Source organism: Halpernia frigidisoli, assembly GCF_900113805.1.
GTDB classification, from domain to species: Bacteria; Bacteroidota; Bacteroidia; order Flavobacteriales; family Weeksellaceae; genus Halpernia; species Halpernia frigidisoli.
Map to the genome: position 1 here is coordinate 427,573 of NZ_FOQT01000001.1, position 19,239 is coordinate 446,811.

At 32.9% G+C, this 19,239-nt stretch carries 20 protein-coding genes and 1 pseudogene; 7 read left to right on the forward strand and 14 right to left on the reverse strand.

Features of this window, described 5'->3' with window-relative positions:
* Window positions 1-66: 66 nt before the first annotated feature.
* Together lgt and yidD are read right to left on the reverse strand one after the other, a co-directional pair.
* Window positions 67-936 (reverse strand): prolipoprotein diacylglyceryl transferase, encoded by an 870-nt coding sequence (gene lgt / locus BM238_RS02075; RefSeq protein ID WP_090078518.1) that lies wholly within the window; start codon window positions 934-936, stop codon window positions 67-69.
* Window position 937: 1 nt separating this feature from the next.
* Window positions 938-1,198: a membrane protein insertion efficiency factor YidD gene (gene yidD, locus BM238_RS02080; RefSeq protein ID WP_090078519.1), complete on the reverse strand. Its 261-nt coding sequence runs from the start codon at window positions 1,196-1,198 to the stop codon at window positions 938-940.
* A gap of 89 nt (window positions 1,199-1,287) precedes the next feature.
* Here yidD and BM238_RS02085 point away from each other — a divergent pair, with 89 nt between their 5' ends.
* Together BM238_RS02085 and BM238_RS02090 are read left to right on the forward strand one after the other, a co-directional pair.
* Window positions 1,288-2,565: a replication-associated recombination protein A gene (locus BM238_RS02085; protein ID WP_090078520.1), complete on the forward strand. Its 1,278-nt coding sequence runs from the start codon at window positions 1,288-1,290 to the stop codon at window positions 2,563-2,565.
* 205 nt (window positions 2,566-2,770) lie between these two features.
* Window positions 2,771-3,622 (forward strand): T9SS type A sorting domain-containing protein, encoded by an 852-nt coding sequence (locus BM238_RS02090; RefSeq protein ID WP_090078521.1) that lies wholly within the window; start codon window positions 2,771-2,773, stop codon window positions 3,620-3,622.
* Between the two features lie 81 nt (window positions 3,623-3,703).
* On the opposite strand, the gene pheA is transcribed toward BM238_RS02090, so the two are convergent.
* The 5 genes from pheA to BM238_RS02115 form a co-directional block, all read right to left on the reverse strand.
* A complete protein-coding gene (gene pheA, locus BM238_RS02095; RefSeq protein ID WP_090078522.1) occupies window positions 3,704-4,543 on the reverse strand; it encodes a prephenate dehydratase in 840 nt (279 codons plus the stop codon).
* Window positions 4,544-4,696: 153 nt separating this feature from the next.
* Window positions 4,697-5,299, reverse strand: a complete 603-nt coding sequence (locus tag BM238_RS02100) for a DUF2911 domain-containing protein (RefSeq protein ID WP_090078523.1) — start codon at window positions 5,297-5,299, stop codon at window positions 4,697-4,699.
* A gap of 79 nt (window positions 5,300-5,378) precedes the next feature.
* Window positions 5,379-6,422, reverse strand: coding sequence for a bifunctional transcriptional activator/DNA repair enzyme AdaA (locus BM238_RS14625; protein ID WP_090078524.1), 1,044 nt, complete (start codon window positions 6,420-6,422; stop codon window positions 5,379-5,381).
* An 87-nt stretch (window positions 6,423-6,509) separates the two neighbouring features.
* Window positions 6,510-7,151, reverse strand: coding sequence for an ABC transporter ATP-binding protein (locus BM238_RS02110; protein WP_090078525.1), 642 nt, complete (start codon window positions 7,149-7,151; stop codon window positions 6,510-6,512).
* A 1-nt stretch (window position 7,152) separates the two neighbouring features.
* Window positions 7,153-8,688, reverse strand: coding sequence for an ABC transporter permease/substrate-binding protein (locus tag BM238_RS02115; protein WP_090078526.1), 1,536 nt, complete (start codon window positions 8,686-8,688; stop codon window positions 7,153-7,155).
* A gap of 132 nt (window positions 8,689-8,820) precedes the next feature.
* Between BM238_RS02115 and BM238_RS02120 the strand changes: the two genes are divergently transcribed.
* Together BM238_RS02120 and BM238_RS02125 are read left to right on the forward strand one after the other, a co-directional pair.
* A complete protein-coding gene (locus tag BM238_RS02120) occupies window positions 8,821-9,075 on the forward strand; it encodes a hypothetical protein (RefSeq protein WP_090078527.1) in 255 nt (84 codons plus the stop codon).
* Window positions 9,065-9,364, forward strand: a complete 300-nt coding sequence (locus BM238_RS02125) for a type II toxin-antitoxin system RelE/ParE family toxin (RefSeq protein WP_090078528.1) — start codon at window positions 9,065-9,067, stop codon at window positions 9,362-9,364. Before BM238_RS02120 ends, BM238_RS02125 begins: the two co-directional genes overlap by 11 nt.
* A 15-nt stretch (window positions 9,365-9,379) precedes the next feature.
* Here BM238_RS02125 and BM238_RS02130 read toward each other — a convergent pair whose 3' ends face one another.
* The 7 genes from BM238_RS02130 to BM238_RS02160 form a co-directional block, all read right to left on the reverse strand.
* Entirely contained in the window at window positions 9,380-10,087 is a 708-nt protein-coding gene (locus BM238_RS02130) for a YqjF family protein (RefSeq protein ID WP_090078529.1), read from the reverse strand.
* Between the two features lie 22 nt (window positions 10,088-10,109).
* The gene (locus BM238_RS02135; protein ID WP_233741896.1) at window positions 10,110-10,418 is read right to left on the reverse strand and encodes a hypothetical protein; all 309 of its coding nucleotides are present in this window, start codon (window positions 10,416-10,418) and stop codon (window positions 10,110-10,112) included.
* A 151-nt stretch (window positions 10,419-10,569) separates the two neighbouring features.
* A complete protein-coding gene (gene carB / locus BM238_RS02140) occupies window positions 10,570-13,752 on the reverse strand; it encodes a carbamoyl-phosphate synthase large subunit (protein ID WP_090078530.1) in 3,183 nt (1,060 codons plus the stop codon).
* A 76-nt stretch (window positions 13,753-13,828) separates the two neighbouring features.
* Window positions 13,829-14,197, reverse strand: coding sequence for a four helix bundle protein (locus BM238_RS02145; protein ID WP_090078531.1), 369 nt, complete (start codon window positions 14,195-14,197; stop codon window positions 13,829-13,831).
* A 33-nt stretch (window positions 14,198-14,230) separates the two neighbouring features.
* On the reverse strand, window positions 14,231-15,313 hold the full coding sequence (locus BM238_RS02150; protein ID WP_090078532.1) for a carbamoyl phosphate synthase small subunit: 1,083 nt from the start codon (window positions 15,311-15,313) through the stop codon (window positions 14,231-14,233).
* A 59-nt stretch (window positions 15,314-15,372) separates the two neighbouring features.
* Window positions 15,373-15,726 carry a four helix bundle protein gene (locus BM238_RS02155; RefSeq protein WP_090078533.1) on the reverse strand — a complete coding sequence of 118 codons (354 nt, stop codon included), beginning with the start codon at window positions 15,724-15,726 and terminating at the stop codon, window positions 15,373-15,375.
* 23 nt (window positions 15,727-15,749) lie between these two features.
* Window positions 15,750-16,628 (reverse strand): aspartate carbamoyltransferase catalytic subunit, encoded by an 879-nt coding sequence (locus BM238_RS02160; RefSeq protein WP_090078534.1) that lies wholly within the window; start codon window positions 16,626-16,628, stop codon window positions 15,750-15,752.
* Window positions 16,629-16,862: 234 nt separating this feature from the next.
* Between BM238_RS02160 and BM238_RS02165 the strand changes: the two genes are divergently transcribed.
* The 3 genes and pseudogenes from BM238_RS02165 (at window position 16,863) to BM238_RS02175 (ending at window position 19,017) form a co-directional block, all read left to right on the forward strand.
* A complete protein-coding gene (locus BM238_RS02165) occupies window positions 16,863-17,318 on the forward strand; it encodes an Lrp/AsnC family transcriptional regulator (RefSeq protein WP_090078535.1) in 456 nt (151 codons plus the stop codon).
* 136 nt (window positions 17,319-17,454) lie between these two features.
* Window positions 17,455-18,771, forward strand: a pseudogene (locus BM238_RS02170) (MFS transporter); the annotation flags it as partial.
* Window positions 18,772-18,789: 18 nt separating this feature from the next.
* Window positions 18,790-19,017 carry a DUF6814 family protein gene (locus BM238_RS02175; protein WP_090078537.1) on the forward strand — a complete coding sequence of 76 codons (228 nt, stop codon included), beginning with the start codon at window positions 18,790-18,792 and terminating at the stop codon, window positions 19,015-19,017.
* Window positions 19,018-19,239 lie beyond the last annotated feature (222 nt).

Sequence of the window (19,239 nt, forward strand, 5' to 3'; positions counted from 1 at the left end):
TTAGTATTTCTTTTTACTATACTAAAAACATTCCAAAAAATATATTTTTCTAGTATTTAAAGCGATTTATTCAGGTTTTGCAGATTCTTCTGCAGTAATTCGGTTATTTTTTGAGTATATCATAATAACAACACCTGCAATCATAAATGGAATGGATAAAACCTGACCAGTATTTAAACCTGCAAAATGTATAAATTCATCACCTTGTGGCTCTTTTAAGAACTCTACAAAGAATCTAACTGCCCAAAGGATAATGAAGAATAATCCAAATAACCAACCTTGCTGGTATTTTTTGTTTGTATAGCGATATAATATCCATAAAAGGACAAACAGTAAAAAGTAGCCTGTTGCTTCAAACAACTGCGCCGGATATCTTGGTACAATTGGTCCGTATTCAGAACTTTGCTGTGGAAATAATACAGCAAAAATTGATCCCGGAGGAGTAGGTTTTCCGATAATTTCGGAATTGAAAAAGTTTCCAATTCTTACAAATGCACCGCCCAAAGCAACTACGATTCCGATTCTATCATAAACCCAGAATGGATTTTTTTTAATTATTTTAAAAGAATACCAAAGTGTAGTGAAGATTAATGCAATTGTTGCTCCGTGACTTGCTAAACCGGAAAAACCAGTAAATTCAAATGTTGGTTTTGTTCTTATTGGTAAAAAAACAGACCAAAAATCCTGTTTAAATAATTCGGGTTGGTAGAAAATAACATGTCCAAGTCTTGCGCCCAGAATCGTTCCCACCAAAGTCCAGGTAAAAAAAGGTTCTACATATTTTTCGTTGACATTATCAATGCGGTAAATTTTCGTCATGATCACGTAACCAAGACCAAAAGCCAAAATAAACATTAAACTATAAAAATGCAGTGTAACCGGACCTAAATGTATGCCAGTGGAAGGATCCCACGTTGTAACTAAAAATTTGAACATTCTAAATCTGTTTTTTTAAATTAAATTTTGGCGGAACGGGATCGTAACCGTTTCCACCCCATGGATGACAGCGTAAAATTCTTTTCACACCCAAATAAAAACCATAAAAAAGACCATGAACTTTAAGCGATTCAATCATATAATGACTGCAGGTAGGCTCATATCGGCAATTTTTTGGAAGCCATGGTGAAATGGCATACTGGTAGAATTTAATTAAAACTACCAAGGGAAATGTGATGATTTTATTGAGTGTCACTTTCAAAACATTGCAAAAATAGTTTAAATTATCTTAAATTTGATTTTCTCTATTTATAATTAACTCAAATTTATAATTCACAACATTTTTTATTAATGAATTCTAACAAACCATTGGCAGAGCAATTGCGACCAAAAGTTTTAGACGAAGTTTTAGGACAGGAACATCTGACAGGAAAATCCGGAACCATTAGAAAAATGCTGGAAAATGACGCTTTCAATTCCTTAATTTTTTGGGGTCCGCCGGGAACAGGAAAAACAACTTTAGCGGAAATTATTTCTAAACAATCCGGAAGAAAATTTTATAAATTATCAGCAGTTTCTTCTGGAGTAAAAGAGGTTCGGGAAGTGATAGAAGATGCAAAAAAGCAAAATCTATTTTCCGGAAAATCTCCTATACTTTTTATAGATGAGATCCACAGATTCAATAAATCTCAGCAAGATTCGCTTTTACAGGCTGTGGAGAAAGGTTGGGTAGTCCTAATTGGTGCAACTACAGAAAACCCCAGTTTTGAAGTGGTTTCTGCTTTACTTTCCAGAAGTCAGGTCTATATTTTGAAATCTTTAACTTATGAAAAATTAGAAGAATTAGCGGAAATTTCTGCAAAAGAATATAATAGAATTCATAACAAGAAATTTATTTTAACAGAAAAAGAAGCTTTTATTCAATATTCCGGAGGAGATGCCCGAAAACTAATTAATTCAATAGAACTCGTTTTAAATCAATTTTTAACTTCAAAAAAAACTGAAATTAATAATGAAGATGTGCTCTCTGTTTTGCAGGAAACTATGGCAGTTTATGATAAAAATGGGGAGCAGCATTACGATATTATTTCGGCTTTTATAAAATCAATTCGTGGTTCAGATCCAAATGCTGCCGTTTACTGGCTCGCCAGAATGTTGGTGGGCGGAGAAGATGTAAAATTTATCGCCCGCCGACTTTTAATTTTGGCCTCAGAAGATATTGGTTTAGCTAATCCAAATGCTTTAGTTATTGCTAATAATTGTTTTCAAGCCGTTAATGTAATCGGAAACCCGGAATCCCGAATTATCTTGAGTGAATGTGCAGTTTATCTGGCTGTATCGCCAAAAAGTAATTCTACTTATAAAGCTATTGATGAGGCAATTTCTTTAGTTAAAAAAACAGGAAATTTACCAGTTCCACTTCACCTCAGAAATGCGCCTACAAAATTAATGAAAGATCTGGATTATGGTAAAAATTACCAGTATGCCCATTCTTATGAAGGAAGTTTTGTGAAAGCAGAATTTTTACCACAAGAAATTTCAGGATCTAAATTTTATGAACCAGGAAATAATTCTACAGAAAAGAAGATAAAAGAAGATTTGTCGAAGAAATGGAGTGACAAATATTAAAATAACATTCACATCAATTTTGAACTTTAAATCCAAATATTTTAAATATTTGGATTTTTTAATGAAAATTTAATAAAAGAAATCATTGTAATTAAAATATTTTATATATTTGTGCAATCGATTACATTTTAGAGCTGAAAAATAAAATAGCTTTAAAATTTTTATTAAAAATTATTTAAAAAATCAAAAACAAAAAATTTTTATTATGAAAAAAAATCTATTTTCTTTATTTTTTGCTGTAGTTTCAGCAATCTCTGTACACGCGCAAACAACGGTCAATTCCAATACAACCTGGGATTTTGGTAATGCCGCTGTATGGACAGCACCTCCTTTTGCAGGTGTGACGTCCTCTACAACTGCAACCGCTATTGAAAGTTATGTGAACAATTTAGGTTTTGGTTCTGCAATATCGGCGTCTACGGGTTTGATGGGCGCAGTTGCATCCAGTACAACTTCAGGTTGGGTTGATAATTATACTGCTGGATTTCGTATGCAGATGAATGGCGGTTCCGGCGGTTTTGCTTCAGGAAAACCGACATCCAGATATTTATTTTTTCCCGTAAGTGTGCCTGCTAATTATAACTGTAATGTAAAAGTTTGGTTTAAATCTGGATCAACCGGTACAACAGTTAGAACTCTTTATGCATCAGATGGTACAACTACAAACAGTATATCAAAAGCTGCTCCTACGGGAAATACATCTACTACAGGTGGTGAAATCTTAAGTTATGATTATCCTACAAACGGAAGTGGGACAATTTATATCTATGCAGATACTTCGATATACTTATACAAAATGGTTGTCACATTTTCTCCGACTCTAGGAACAAGTGATTCTGCAAATAAAAATGCTGTGAAAATATTTTCAACTAACAGTCAGGTATCAGTTTCTAATATAACGGACAGAAGTGATGTTAAAATTTACAGCATGAATGGCGGTTTAGTGAAATCATTGACAACAAACTCAAATATTGATGTAAATGTAAAACCAGGCATTTATATTGTTAACGTAAATTCAGCGAAAGGAAATAAGTCAGTAAAAGTTTCCGTAAAATAAAAGAATTCATTTTTAATTTTTTACATGTAGCAGTCAATCTGAGTTGGCTGCTATTTTTTTTAAATTTTATTAATGATTAATTTAATCTTTCACCAAATATTCCTCGTAATGTCCTAAAAATCGAACTTCTGCACCAATTGATCTTAATTCTGCCAAAGCATTTTCTGACAGAATAGGATGCCATTCATTGGCAACATTGATATAGAAAAAATAATTTCCTAAACCAGTTTTTAAAGTCCTGCTTTCTATTTTACTTAAATTCATCTTTCGCCACGCAAACACCGATAAAACCTGATGCAAACCTCCCGCGTGATCTTCAGGTAAAGTAATTATTAAGGAAGTTTTCTCACCGATCAATTTATGTTTTAATTTTAAAGAATTTTTCGTTAAAGAAATAACGATAAATCGCGTGTGATTTTGTTCGAAATCATGAATGTTTTTCTTTAAAATTTTAAGATCATATAAATTGGCTGCATAAGAATTTGCAATTGCTGCTATCTTTTTATCCGGATTTTCAGAAACGTACTTTGCTGCCGCCGCCGTTGAAGAAAAGTCCTTTCGTGTATAATCTTTAAAATTTTTATCCAAAGAATGATAGCATTGCGCCAAAGCCTGCGGATGAGAAATTACCGTATCAAATTCTGGATTTTCCTTATTAACTAAAAGATGATGTGCGATCGGCATTACAACTTCGGCTTCAATGGAAATATTTTTAAAATCATAAAGATAATCCAAAGTCATAGAAACAGTACCTTCAATTGAGTTTTCTAAAGGTACAACGGCTTTTTTCACCTCACCATTTTTCACAGCATTAAAACAATCCAAAATACTGGAATGTGGAACTAATGTTTCATTTTCAAAAATTTGAGAAGCTGCAAGTTGTGTAAAACTGGCTTCCGGACCAAGATATGCGATTTTCATTTGGAGATGTATAATTTTTTTTTGGTCATATGGTATCGCCTGATCTTTAGCATTGTTTATTTAGATGACTTGTAAATGGCGATTTCATTTAACAAAAATAAATAAAAAAAAGCCGTTAAAAAACGGCTTTTAAATATTGTAAAAAATAATTTATTATTTCATTTTTCCGATATCACCTTTTACTTTGTTTATTTCGGTTAGTTGAGAAATAATTTTTGTGATTTCTGCAGGATGCGCTACCATGATTGGCACACTTGCTTTCGTCATATCCCATGAAAACGTAAGATTCACAGAACTTTCCGTTAAATCATCAAGTTCAATTTTAAACCATTCCTGTTTCATAGCAGATTTTTGAACCGAAACTTTCACCTCTAAAACATTTTTCTTCGCATCGAAAGTATATGCGCCCCATTGCGTAGAGTCTGTGTTTAAAATTACCGTCCATTCTGTCGCTGTTGGTGTTATGAAAAGTCCGTAAGTGCCGGCTTTTATCATTTTTCCACCAAACATAAAATCTTGTCCAAAAGTTATTCTTGTACACGCATTTGCACCAGCGCGCCAAACTTCATTAAAGGGAACCAATTTTCCGAAAACTTCTCTACCTTTTACAGCAGGTCTTCCATAATCTACAGAAATATTTGAAACCGACAACTGCTGAGTCACACTTTGTCTTGGACTTGCAGCAGGAACTGAATAATTTTGCGCAGAAAGTGATAAACTAGCCGCAAATAATAAGGAAAATATTGCTTTTTTCATAAATTTTTAATTTCGTTAAAGATAAGTTTTATTTATGAAAATTACTGACGAAAAATTTCAGTCATTTCAAACGAAAGATTTAGAAAAGAATCGATTTTTCTAATTCCAGTAATTTTTGTTTCCGCCAAATTCCACCGCCGTAACCAGTTAAAGTACCGTTACTACCAATTACTCTGTGACATGGAATGATGATTGAAATTTTATTTAAACCATTTGCATTAGCAACCGCGCGCACTTTTTTTATATCTCCTAAATGTTCTGCTTGTTTTTTATAAGTCCAGATTTCGCCGTAAGGAATTTTTCGTAAAACTTCCCAAACAGATTTTTGAAATTCCGTTCCAACGGGTGAAAGTGGAATTGTGAATTCTTTTAATTTTCCTTCAAAGTAAAGTTTTAATTCTTTTTCTAATGTTTTAAAATATGGATTTTCGCCAATAATAATTTTTCCGTTAAAGGCTTTTGCTAAATCTAAAAATTCCTTTTCCAAACTTTTCCTATCTGCAAATTCTAACATACAAATTCCGTCTTTTGACGCGGTAGCGTACATAATTCCGAGCGGTGTCTCAATTCTTTTTAAATCAATAATATTTTGAGATTTAGAATTTGAAGGGGAATTTCCAAATACTTTTTTAAAACTTTCATTAAAACCACTTAAACTCTCAAAACCGCTATTAAAAACCGTTTCCATAATGTTTTCTCCTTCTTGGATTTTTTTAAATGCTTTATTTAAATGTAATTGTCTTTGAAAAGCCTGAAATGTCATACCATGATTTTTCAGAAACCAGCGTCGGATTTTTGTAGGCTGTAAACCGCGTTCAATTAAGTCAGAATCTTTTAATTTTAACTCACAATTTTCTGAGATTTCTTCCAAAAGTTTTTGAATTTCTGGCGGCGTAGAATCTGAATTTTCTAAAGGTTTACAAATTTTACAAGGTCTGAAACCTTTGTCCAACGCCTCTTTCGACGATTCAAAAAACTCGACATTTTCTTTTTTTGGCTTTCTAGCGGTGCAAGTTGGCAAACAAAATATTCCTGTGGTTTTTACAGCCATCCAATAAACACCCAAAAAATCTGGGTTTTTATCTAAAGAGGCTTGGTACATTATTTCGTCGGTCAATTTCATTTCTTAAATTTAAAACAAATTTATTTTAATTAAATATTAACCACAACCGAAAAATGGACAGGTAATTTTATTCAGTTTTAATAAAAATCACAATTGCAAAACCTTCGTTCCCAAAACTTCCGCTTCCTGCTCAGAATGCGTCACCATCACGAAAGTCGTTTTCAATTTCTGATGAATATCTTTCACTAAAATCTGTAATTTATTCCGCGTTTCGCTGTCTAAAGCAGAAAATGGTTCGTCCATCAAAACGATTTTTGGATCATGTGCGATGGCGCGGATTATTCCGACGCGTTGTTTTTGTCCGCCACTTATTTCGTGTGGAAATTTTTGTAAAAGATCTTCTTTTAAGGAAACTAAAGGCAATAATTCTTTAATTTTTTCTCTGCAAAAAATATCCGATTTTTTTAATAATTTTAAACAATAGATCATATTCTGATAAACCGTCAAATGTGGAAAAAGGGAATTTCCCTGCAAAACATAACCAATTTCCAATCGCTTTTGAATAAGATTTTCTTTAGTTAAAATTTCATTTTCGATCTTAATTTCACCTTTTTCTGGAATTAAAAGTCCGTTCAATAAGCGTAATAAAGTTGATTTTCCGCTGCCACTTGCACCCAAAATACAGGTGAAACTTTCTTTTTCGAAATCTGTTGAAAAATCTTTAAAAATAGTTTGATTTCCAAAACTAAAATCAATATTTTGAACGGAAATAATGGTATTTTTTTCCATATTAATTTTTTAAAGTTTTAAGGAAATTTTTTGCCACTTCTGCCGGGCTTTTCTTCTCAATTTCAACTTGATAATTAAGTTCCTGCATTTTTTCGGTAGAAATTTTGCCTTGAAGTTTATTTAAAAGTCCTTCAACTTCAGGATATTTTTTCAAAATTTCCTGTCGAATCACAATTCCCGCTTCATAATTTGGGAAGTAATTTTTATCGTCTTTTAAAACTTTTAAGTTTAAATTTTTGATCTGAGCATCAGTTGTAAATACATCAACAGTATTTATTTTTCCTTCTTCAAATGCTTTGTAGCGAAGATTAATATCCATTTCTTCCAATTTTTTAAAATTAAAAGGATAAGTTTTCTTTAAACCCGGAAATGCATCGCTTCTTTCAAAAAAATCAAATTCTGCTCCAAAAGTATAATTTTGACTTTGATTGGCAAGTTGTGAATAGGTTGAAATATTATTTTGATCTTTATTAGAAATCGCCAAACCGTAAGTATTGTTAAAACCTAAAAGTCCGAGCCATTTTAGTTTAAATTTTCGCTGATAAATTTTATCTAAATCAATGTAATTAATCAAATGATTTTCGGGTAATTTTTCTTTTAAAACATTGAGCCAGGAAGTTCCGGTATATTCCACATAAACATCGAGATCGCCGGAAAGCATCGCTGGTTGAATATTGGTTGTTCCGCCACCAATTCCAAATTTCCGGATGACTTTTATATCAGTATTTTGTTCTATTTCTTGTGAAATTATTTCCCCTAAAATAAATTGTTCGCTCGTCGGTTTTGAGGCAACAACAATCGTTTTAGCATTTTCTGAACTAATTGGATTTATATAAATTAAAGCAGCAATTGCAAAAATTAGAACAATTAAACTTGGGAAAATAATTCTGTTTTTCTGTTTTCTGGTCGCATTTTTAGAAATTAGTCGTTGCAAAGAATTGTCTTTTTCAAAAGTCGCGATCCATTGATCACCAAGAATTGCAAACAATGAAATTCCTAATGAACCCGCGACAATTAATGATGTATTCATCGTATTTAATCCTCGAAAAATGGCTTGTCCAAGTCCGCCTGCGCCGATCAAAGCAGCCAATCCTGTGAGTGCGACTATCATTACTACAGTAATTCTTAAGCCTGATAAAATTGATGGCAAAGCCAATGGAAAATAGATATTTTTTAAAACTTGAGATCGGGTAGAACCTAAACCTTGTGCAGCTTCAACTAATTGCGCTGGAACTTCTTTAAAACCTGTGTAAGTGCTTCTTACAATAGGAAGTAAGCCATATAAAATTAGAACGATCAGCGCATTTTGCAAACCAATTCCAACCAAAGGAATCAATAAACCAAACATTGCAATCGACGGAATTGTGTAAAGAAAATTAATTAGGGGTAAAATTATTTTCCGGCTTTTTGATGAATAAAAAACAAAAATTCCGATCAAAATTCCCAAAAAAGTAACCGCCAAAAGTGAACCCAAAGAGAGTAGAAGGTGCTCTGCTAAAAGGTTTGCGAAATATGTGCGGCGTTCCCAAAGATTCATTAAAAATAATTTAATACAAGGTAAAAATTATATTTTTTCTGCGCAATTATTTTAGATTTTTGCTAAATAAATTTTTGATTTTAAATTTAATAATTTGCAATAAAATTTCTAAATTTGGTTAAATTAAAGATTATGGAAACGGCTACTTTAAAAGAAATAAATAATTTACTCAAAGATGCATCACCAAAAGTGTTAGAAAGAACTTTAGGATATATCGAAGGTATTTTGACAAATTCAAAAGAAAATGATTTTCATAAACAAAATTTGAATTATCAACTATCTGACGGACAGATGATTGAACTAGATGAAATGGAAGATTTAAAAGATGAAGATTTTATATCAGCCGGAGAGTTTCATAAAAGTGTAGAAGAAAAATATGGCTTTTAGCATAAATTATACCCAACAAGCACGACGAGATATTTTTAAAGGAATTGATTTTTATGAGAGGGAAGCATCAAAAAAGATTGCCGAACTTTTCTACCAAAGTGTATTAAATGCTGAAAAAACATTAAAAAATGTAGATTATTTTGAGAAAATATACAAAGATTTTCATCGCCTTCCGCTGAAAAACTTCCCTTACATTTTAATTTATAAGATTGACAATAAAACTAATTCTGTTAAAATATACAGAGTTTTTCAAACATCTCAAGACTTTTCCAAATATCCTGAAAAATAGGAAATTACTTAAAAATCAAAATTTTCGTTTTACCTCAATACTTATTTTTGAACCGATCGCCAGCAAAACGGAAGATGGTTTAAGATCTTTTATAAAAGCAAATTCTTTCCCGTAAACACCTTCAATATCAATATTAGACACATTTTTCGTCACTTCATATTGTTGCCATCTTGGATGACGCACTTCGTATTCAATGGTTTTGGTTTCACTCAATTTATTGAATCCATAATAATGTTCGGTTATAAATTCCACTTCAGAATTTAATTCTATATCGATTGCCTCTTTTTTGGTTTCTAAATGTATCGTGTTCCAATTATTATTGACTTTCCATTGGTAAATAAATTCGCGGGAATTTTCATTCATCTTCAATTGATTCTTCATCGGTAAAGTCCGATAATGCTCATTATACAAAGTATTTGCAACCAAAGAAATTGCTAATTTTGGGACAATTTCACTAATGAAAACGGCGCCTCTTTTCCAAATTCCATTTTCAAAACGACGAACGTAAAAACGCAGATTTACTTCTTCAAAATTTCTATGAAATGGAATTGGAATACCCAATAATTTAACATCTTCAAATAAAAAACCAATAAAACTCACGAAACATTTGCCTTCAAATAAATCCAGTTCCGTTCCTGGCGGCACGTATTTTTCCAGAATTTTAGGATCAATTTCGTAATTGATCATTGCTAAATTATTCCATTCTGCGGTGAGGAAACTCATTTTATATTATTGAAATTTTGATTTATTTGAAACTTGAAATTCTGACCAGTCCTTTATTTTCGTGGTAAAGCATACATCTGATTTCGCCGTTTCTTTCCGGACATTCTGTGGTCATTTTAAAATTGACAGATACTTTTTCGCCTTCTTTTTTATCTTTTAAAAGTTCGGAATTACAAACTAAATAATCCACTTTTTCTGCAGTTCTTAAATAAGTTCCCGAGCAATCTTTGACAATTGTCGCAGAATGAAATTGATTGGTAGAAATAGATTTGCAGGATAAAATTGAAACTGAGAAAGCCGCAATTAAAAATAAATTTGATAAAAATTTCATAGTTTTAATTTAAGTTCAAAAATACAAATCTATTTCTTCTAAAATATCAATAAAAATAAAATAACTTATTAAATTTTCATATTTAATAATAGAAAAAATCGAGAGAAATATTTCCCTCGATTTGATATTTAAATAGTGTTTTAAGTGAAATTTACATCATTTCCATTTTAAAACTCATACTTTCAATCACATTCAAAATCGCTTCCACAGTGTCCATTGAAGTTAAACACGGAACGCCATTTTCTACTGAAGTTCGGCGGATCTGGAAACCATCTCTTTCGGATTGTTTTCCTTTGGTCATAGTATTTACAATGTATTGCACTTTTCCATTTTGAATTAAATCTATCAAATTTATTTCAGGATTTTCTTCAATTTTATAGCCAATTTTTGTTCGGATATTTTCATTTTTAAAGTAATTTGCCGTTCCTTCTGTCGCCCAAATTGTAAATCCAATTTCCTGAAATCTTCGGGCAAAATTCGCTGCTTGTTCTTTGTCTTTATCTGCAACGGTGAAAAGTATCGAACCTTTCAATGGCATTTTTCTGCCGGAAGCAATTAAACCTTTATACAAGGCTTTTTCGAGCGTCGAATCTTTGCCCATCACTTCGCCTGTAGACTTCATTTCTGGTCCGAGAGAGATGTCAACTTTCGTTAATTTAGAGAAAGAAAAAACGGGTACTTTTACAAAAATTCCATTTTTTATTGGCGCTAAACCATTTTTGTAACCTAAATCTTTTAATTTTTTTCCAAGAATTGCCTTTGTGGCCAAATTTGCCATTGGGATTTCTGTAATTTTCGATAAAAAAGGAACAGTTCTACTTGCTCTTGGATTCACTTCGATCACAAAAACTTCTTTATTTGAAATAACATATTGAATGTTCATTAAACCAATGATATTTAGACCTTTTGCTAATCTTTCGGTGTAATCTATTAAAGTTGAAATTTGTTTTTCGCTAATATTTTGAGGCGGGTAAACGGCAATAGAATCACCGGAATGAACGCCGGCTCTCTCAATATGCTCCATAATTCCAGGGATTACAACTGTCTCTCCATCACAAATGGCGTCAACTTCAACTTCTTTTCCGGTTAAATAGCGGTCAATCAAAATAGGATGTTCAGAATTTTCTTTCACGGCATTCGTCATATAATGATCAAGTTCATGCGCATCATACACGATTTCCATCGCTCTTCCGCCTAATACGTAACTCGGACGAACCAAAACTGGAAAACCGATTTCATTGGCGATAATTAAAGCGTCTTCTTTCGTAAAACAGGTTTTCCCCAAAGGTTGCGGAATTCCCATTTCCTGAAGAGCGGCTTCAAATTTATTTCTATTTTCCGCGCGGTCTAAATCTTCCAAAGAAGTTCCCAAAATTTTCACACCGTGTGCTGCTAATTTATCTGCTAAATTAATTGCGGTTTGTCCACCAAACTGAACTACAACGCCTTTTGGTTGTTCTAATTCAATGATGTTCATGACATCTTCTTCTGTTAAAGGCTCGAAATAAAGTTTATCTGATATTGAAAAATCGGTAGAAACAGTTTCTGGATTATTGTTGATGATAATGGCTTCATAACCCAATTCTTTTATCGCCCAAACTGAGTGAACTGTGGCATAATCAAACTCTACACCTTGCCCAATACGAATTGGACCAGAACCTAAAACGATTATTTTCTCACGATTTGACGGGATGCTTTCATTTTCTTCTTCGTAAGTTCCGTAGAAATAGGGCGTTGCGCTTTCAAATTCTGCGGCGCAAGTATCGACCATTTTATAAACGGGCATCAGATTATTTTCTTTTCTAAAATCGAAAACTTCACGCTGAGAAGTTCCCCAAAGATGGGCAATATTCATATCAGAAAAACCGAGTTTTTTTGCTTTTTCTAAAGTTTCTAAATCAAATTTATTTGCAGAAATTTCTTTTTCAAAATCTATTAATTTTTTTAATTTCCAGATAAAGAATTTGTCAATTTTGCTCCATTCTACGATGGTTTCCCAATCGTAACCTTTTCGCAAAGCATCACAAATAATGAACAATCTTTCATCATCACAAACTTTTATTCTGCGTTCAATTTCTTCATCAGACATCGCTTCCGCAACTTTGGTTTTTAAACCTAAATGTCTCAAACCTGTTTCTAAGGAACGAATGGCTTTTTGTAAACTTTCTTCGAAATTCCTTCCAATCGCCATCACTTCGCCTGTGGCTTTCATTTGGGTTGATAATTTTCGATCAGCAGTTTCAAATTTATCAAATGGAAACCTTGGGAATTTCGTAACAACATAATCCAAAGCCGGTTCAAAACAAGCGTAAGAAGTTCCTGTTACGGGATTCATGATTTCATCTAAAGTTAAACCGACCGCAATTTTCGCGGCAATTTTCGCAATCGGATAACCGGTTGCTTTACTCGCCAAAGCCGATGAACGCGAAACTCTTGGGTTTACTTCGATAATAAAATAGTTAAAAGAATGCGGATCTAAAGCCAATTGAACATTACAACCACCTTCAATCCCGAGTGCGCGAATAATTTTTAACGAAGAATTCCGCAACATTTGATATTCTCTGTCCGACAAAGTTTGAGATGGCGCAACAACAATCGAATCGCCCGTATGAACACCGACTGGATCAATGTTTTCCATATTACAAACCACAATAGCATTGTCGTTTTTGTCGCGCATTACTTCGTATTCAATTTCTTTATAACCCGCAATTGATCTTTCAATTAAACATTGACGAACCGGACTGTATTTCAAACCAAAACTGGTAATTTCTTTTAATTCTTCAATAGAATGTGCGATTCCGCCACCAGTTCCGCCCATTGTAAAAGCCGGACGAACGATTAATGGAAAGCCAATTTTTTCGGCAAATTTGACAGCGCCTTCTACATCATTTACAATATCAGAATCCGGTACCGGTTCATTTAATTCTTTCATTAAATTGCGAAAAAGATCGCGGTCTTCTGCTTGATTTATCGCTGAAAGTTTTGTTCCTAAAATCTCAACTTTGCATTCATCTAAGATCCCGGAATTTTGCAATTCCACCGCCATATTCAAACCAGTTTGTCCGCCTAAAGTTGGCAAAAGTGCATCTGGACGTTCTTTGCGAATAATATGACTGACAAATTCTAAAGAAATTGGTTCGATATAAACTTTATCGGCAATTTCTACATCCGTCATTATCGTTGCTGGATTTGAATTTATTAAAATCACGCTGTAACCTTCTTCGCGCAAAGCGAGACAAGCCTGAGTTCCTGCATAATCAAATTCTGCGGCCTGGCCGATGATTATTGGGCCACTTCCAATTACTAAAATGGTTTTTATGTCTGTTCTTTTCATAGTTCTTAGTGTAACAATTTATCAATTTAACAGTGTAACAATATGTGAATGTTACAATATTCAAATTTTAAATTAATTAGATGTTTTCTTGACTTTCTTGTTTTAAACTTGTGCTTAATATTTTATAAATTATTTTTCCAATTTCAATAATTTGCTTTTCTAATTCATCATTGAAGGGATATGATTTTGCGTGTTTACAAAGAAAAAGCCAATATTTTGTCTCTTCCAATTCCTTCGCTGCAATCTTTATTTTATTAACAAAATCTTTTTTACTGCTTGGATTTTGGGCTTCAAATGAATTAGCGCCGATGCTTGTTCCACTTCGTAATAACTGTCTTGAAATGACGTATTTTTTATTTTGATCTAAAAGTTCACAAAACTCTATAATATTAAGTGAAAATTTAACTGTTTTTTCAATCAACGGATTTCCCTCAAAATTTATCATAATTGGTTTTTTAATTGACGTGTTAAAAAATTGTTACACTGTTACATTTTTAAATTGGTACATTAACAAGAGGAATTCATCAAACAAATAATTCGCATCTTCAGGACCCGGACTCGCCTCCGGGTGATATTGTACGGAAAAACAAGGGTAAACTGTATGTTTCAAACCTTCATTGGTTTTGTCATTTAAAGCAACGTGCGTTTCTTCCAAATCGGTTTGTTTTAAACTTTCCTGATCAACTGCGTAACCATGATTTTGAGAAGTAATCGCGACTTTATTTTTTGCTAAATCTAAAACTGGATGATTTCCACCGCGGTGTCCAAATTTTAACTTGAAAGTTTTTGCGCCACAAGCCAAAGCAATCAATTGATGACCTAGACAAATCCCGAAAATTGGAATTTTTCCCAATAATTGCTGGATCATTTTAATTGCGATCGGATTATCTTCCGGATTCCCAGGACCGTTGGAAAGCATGATTCCGTCGGGATTTATTAATAAAATTTCTTCTGAAGTGACGTTATGAGAAACTACTGTGACGTCACAATCACGTTCTGCTAATTCTCTTAAAATCCCCAATTTCGAACCAAAATCTACCAATACAACTTTGAAACCACGTCCCGGATTTGCGTACGAAGTTTTTGTTGAAACTTTCGCAACTTCGTCTGTTGGAAAATTTTGATTTTTTAAGTCAGAAATAACTGTTGAAATATCAGAATCTGCGTCTGCAATTCGTCCTTTTACAACGCCGGAACTTCGTAAAACTCTGGTTAATCTTCTGGTGTCAATTCCGGAAATTCCTGCAATGTTTTTTTTAGCAAAAAATTCCTGCAAAGTCATTTGGGAGCGAAAATTTGAGGGAAAATCGCAGACTTCTTTTACGATAAGACCTTTTATGGAAGGCTGAATACTTTCAAAATCATCGCGATTAATTCCATAATTACCAATTAAAGGATACGTCATGCAAACCAATTGGTCGCAATACGAAGGGTCTGAAATTAATTCCTGATAACCCGTCATCGCGGTGTTAAAAACCACTTCACCAAAAGAATTTTCATGATTTCCAAAACTTTCACCTTTGAAAACTTCGCCGGATTCTAATATTAATATTTTTTTCATAGTTACAGAGTCAAGATGCAAGAGTCAAGAATCAAGATTGACAATTACATACTAGATTTTTATTTATTTAAATTATTTTTGAAAGTGTAAATCATTCTTTGAATTTCTTTTAATTCCAATATTAAAATATCTACATTATTCGCTTCTAAAAGTTGTAATTCTTTTGTTAGAATTAATTGAGTTTGCAATTCAAATGAAGATCCTAAAGCGATCGCTAAAAAGTGATTAAATTCTTTATCACTATTTCTTCCTGAACCTTCGGCAATATTTGAAGGAATTGAAACAGCAGATCTTTTCATTTGAGAAATCAATCCAAATTTTTCATCCTTTTCGATTTTTGAACAAACTAAATATATTTTCTTAGTTAATTCAATCGACCTTTTCCAAAATTGCAAATTTTCAAAATTGTGCATATTTTTATTTTCTAGTTGGTTCTTTAATCTTGATTCTTGGTTCTTTGATGCAGAGCATCACTCAAAATTGCCATTCTTGCAAAAACACCGTTTTCCATTTGTTTAAAAATTCTGGATCGATCGCATTCTACCAAATGCGAATCGATCTCAACATTTCTGTTGATTGGTGCAGGATGCAAAATAATTGCTTTTTCTTTCATTAATTTTTCCCGTTCTTTTGTCAAACCAAAGTTTTCTAAATAATTTTCTATTTTTAAATTTTCCGCATTTTCATGTCTTTCGTGTTGAATTCTCAATAAAAATAAAACATCAACTTCGGGAATAATATCATCTAAATTTTTAAAATTATCTGATCCATCAAACCATTCTTCTGGACCTGAATAATAAACTTTCGAACCCATTTTAACCAAAGTTTCAGAAAGTGAATGCGCCACTCTTGAATGCTTGATGTCGCCTACAATTCCGATTTTTAAATTCTCAAAACTTCCGAATTCCTGCTGAATCGTCATTAAATCTAAAATTGTCTGGCTCGGATGATTTGCCGTTCCGTCGCCTGCGTTAATTATCGGAATATTTAAACTTTCTAATTCTTCATAAAATTTATTTCTAGAATGTCGGATCACCAATAAATTGACACCTATACTTTCCAAAGTTTTTGCTGTGTCATAAAGACTTTCACCTTTATTGACGGAACTTTTTGACACATCAAACTGAATTACTTCAAAACCCAATTTTCGTTCAGCCATTTCGAAACTTGTCTTTGTGCGCGTGCTGTCTTCAAAAAAAAGATTGGCGGCAAAGATTTTAGTTTTGGGTTTAAATTCTAAACCATTTTTAAAATCATTTGCCAATGATAATATTTCGAGAATTTTTTCTTTGGTCAGGTTTTCTAAATTGTACATTTTCTAAATTTTAAACAAAAAAAAACGAAGCCGTTAAGACTTCGTTTAATAAAAATATTGTGAAACGGCGAAACCGTCTTTTCTAAAATCGTTCAATGGAAATTTTATTTTCATTGGGCACAAAGATAGAATATTTTTTGAAATCTTAAAAATATTTTTAGCAACAATTAAAACTATTATTTAGGAAATCCATTTTTTATCTTAATTTTTAATAGTTTTGTTCAAAATCAAAATATGGACGCTAAAGACAGAATGATTCTCAGTTTACTTCAGGAAGATTCTACAATTTCGGTGAAGGATGTTGCAGAGAAAATCGGACTTACTTTTACGCCAACTTACGAGCGCATCAAACAACTTGAGAAGCAAAATGTGATTGAGAAATACGTTGCTATTCTCAACCGTGAAAAATTGGGGCTCAATATAATTGTTTATTGCAACATTCGCTTGAAAGAACAGTCAAAAAAAACGCTTGAAGATTTTGAAAATCACATCAAAAAATTTGACGAAGTGCAGGAAATGATCAGTCTTTCCGGGGAATATGATTATATGTTGAAAATTATCGTAAAGGACATCAACTCTTATAACGACTTCGCTGTTAATGTCATATCTAACTCGCCAAATATCTGGCAATACCATAGTTTGATCGCTTTATCTGAAGTTAAAAAAACCACCAAATATAAAATCGATTAAGCCAATAATTTGGAAGAGATTTTATGAAATTGATGCGTGATTTCTTCAAGACATAAATTGCCAATACTTCCCTGATGAGTGTGATTTAAGTCTTTTGCATCATATTCAAATTCATTATTTTCAATGTCATTTCCGACTTTTGACGTTATTATTAATGGGAGGTGCTACTTTTTTAATCGGATGTATTCCCTCCTATGAAACGATCGGTTTTATGGCGCCTGTTTTAATTTTAACTTTAAGATTATTGCAAGGTCTGGCTTTAGGCGGAGAATATGGTGGAGCAGCAACTTATGTAGCCGAACATTCACCAACAGGAAAACGTGGTTTTATGACTTCCTGGATTCAAACGACTGCAACGGTGGGACTTTTTATTTCCCTTCTTGTCATTATGGTCACAAAATCTTCAATGTCTAAAGAAGCTTTTATGGACTGGGGTTGGAGAGTTCCTTTCTGGGTTTCCATCATTATGATCATCGTTTCTTTTATTATCAGAAGAAAAATGTCTGAATCGCCGGTTTTTGCAAAAGCGAAAGAAGAAGGTAAAACTTCTAAAAATCCTTTGAAAGAATCTTTTGGCAATAAATTTAATTTCAAATTTGTTTTATTGGCATTATTTGGTGCAGTGATGGGACAAGGCGTAGTTTGGTACACCGGACAATTTTACGCAATGAGTTTCCTGGAAAAAGTAATGGGATTGTCTGAGCAAGTAGGTTCAATCATGCTTTGGGGAATTGCTTTTGCCACACCATTTTTCCTATTCTTCGGTTGGTTGAGTGATAAAATTGGTAGAAAATGGATTATGATGGCAGGAATTCTTGTCGCAATTGTTTCTTATCGACCAATTTATGACGCAATGTATGAAGTAACCAACGTAAAAAATAAAACCGAAGTTGCAGAAAAAATGACGAAGTCTGCTGAATTGAAAGTCGTTAACGAAACTTTAAGCGACAGTGTTTATGTAACTTCCAAAGTTTTCACAGATGGAACAACCTGGAAGGAAACCAAAACTTTTGTTTTAGACGCCAGCAAAATGCCCGTTTTAAACGAGAAAGGTGAGAAGAAAATGGATGTGAAAATAGATGCAACAGTAAATGACAGTGGAAAATGGACTTTAATTTTCTGGATCTTTGTTCAAATATTTTTTGTAACAATGGTTTATGGTCCGATCGCCGCGTTTTTGGTAGAAATGTTCCCGGTTCAGATTCGATACACTTCCATGTCTTTGCCTTATCATATTGGAAATGGAATCTTTGGTGGATTATTGCCCGCAATTGCAACGGCTTTGGTTCTCAATGCCAAAACGGCTAATAAAATTGCAGAAGCCGCAGGATTAGGAATTCCTTTCGACAAACCTTATCTGGAAGGACTTTGGTACCCGATCATCATTGGTGCAGTGAGTTTGCTCATCGGTGTTATTTATTTAAAAAACGGACATAACACGACTCACGATTAATCATTTAATTTAAAAATCATGAATAATATTAAGAAAATTCTAGGAATAGTTTGGATTTTATTAGCGCTTTTCGCTGGCTATTATCTACTGCAGGAACAGTCTATCCCAAAATTTAAGACAGGCAAAACGGAAGATTTAATTCCCGCAATTATTTATACCTTTATTCTCTTACCAATTATCGTTGGTGGATTGGGAATATTCGGGTGGTATTCATTTAAGGGAGAATATTCAGACGACGAAATTTAGTGTTTGTATTTTAATAAGGTTTTTTTTAATGTTTCAAGGGCGTCAAAGTCCTTGAAACTTTTTTCAGTAAAATTTATTTTCTCAAATTACACATGAAAATACGGCATCAACAGAAACTGGTTATTTTAAGCATTACTTTATTAATATTGTTCAATGTTCCGTTTCTGCTTTTATTCAACAGTTCAGAAAAATTCGTGAGTTTGCCGCTCATTTATGCCTATA

Bases quoted from the DNA above. Each gene is read 5' to 3' on its own strand.
- lgt (WP_090078518.1), bottom strand. From the start codon at position 936: ATGTTCAAATTTTTAGTTACAACGTGGGATCCTTCCACTGGCATACAT.
- BM238_RS02085 (WP_090078520.1), top strand. From the start codon at position 1,288: ATGAATTCTAACAAACCATTGGCAGAGCAATTGCGACCAAAAGTTTTA.
- BM238_RS02090 (WP_090078521.1), top strand. From the start codon at position 2,771: ATGAAAAAAAATCTATTTTCTTTATTTTTTGCTGTAGTTTCAGCAATC.
- pheA (WP_090078522.1), bottom strand. From the start codon at position 4,543: ATGAAAATCGCATATCTTGGTCCGGAAGCCAGTTTTACACAACTTGCA.
- BM238_RS02100 (WP_090078523.1), bottom strand. From the start codon at position 5,299: ATGAAAAAAGCAATATTTTCCTTATTATTTGCGGCTAGTTTATCACTT.
- BM238_RS14625 (WP_090078524.1), bottom strand. From the start codon at position 6,422: ATGAAATTGACCGACGAAATAATGTACCAAGCCTCTTTAGATAAAAAC.
- BM238_RS02110 (WP_090078525.1), bottom strand. From the start codon at position 7,151: ATGGAAAAAAATACCATTATTTCCGTTCAAAATATTGATTTTAGTTTT.
- BM238_RS02115 (WP_090078526.1), bottom strand. From the start codon at position 8,688: ATGAATCTTTGGGAACGCCGCACATATTTCGCAAACCTTTTAGCAGAG.
- BM238_RS02120 (WP_090078527.1), top strand. From the start codon at position 8,821: ATGGAAACGGCTACTTTAAAAGAAATAAATAATTTACTCAAAGATGCA.
- BM238_RS02125 (WP_090078528.1), top strand. From the start codon at position 9,065: ATGGCTTTTAGCATAAATTATACCCAACAAGCACGACGAGATATTTTT.
- BM238_RS02130 (WP_090078529.1), bottom strand. From the start codon at position 10,087: ATGAGTTTCCTCACCGCAGAATGGAATAATTTAGCAATGATCAATTAC.
- BM238_RS02135 (WP_233741896.1), bottom strand. From the start codon at position 10,418: ATGAAATTTTTATCAAATTTATTTTTAATTGCGGCTTTCTCAGTTTCA.
- carB (WP_090078530.1), bottom strand. From the start codon at position 13,752: ATGAAAAGAACAGACATAAAAACCATTTTAGTAATTGGAAGTGGCCCA.
- BM238_RS02145 (WP_090078531.1), bottom strand. From the start codon at position 14,197: ATGATAAATTTTGAGGGAAATCCGTTGATTGAAAAAACAGTTAAATTT.
- BM238_RS02150 (WP_090078532.1), bottom strand. From the start codon at position 15,313: ATGAAAAAAATATTAATATTAGAATCCGGCGAAGTTTTCAAAGGTGAA.
- BM238_RS02155 (WP_090078533.1), bottom strand. From the start codon at position 15,726: ATGCACAATTTTGAAAATTTGCAATTTTGGAAAAGGTCGATTGAATTA.
- BM238_RS02160 (WP_090078534.1), bottom strand. From the start codon at position 16,628: ATGTACAATTTAGAAAACCTGACCAAAGAAAAAATTCTCGAAATATTA.
- BM238_RS02165 (WP_090078535.1), top strand. From the start codon at position 16,863: ATGGACGCTAAAGACAGAATGATTCTCAGTTTACTTCAGGAAGATTCT.
- BM238_RS02175 (WP_090078537.1), top strand. From the start codon at position 18,790: ATGAATAATATTAAGAAAATTCTAGGAATAGTTTGGATTTTATTAGCG.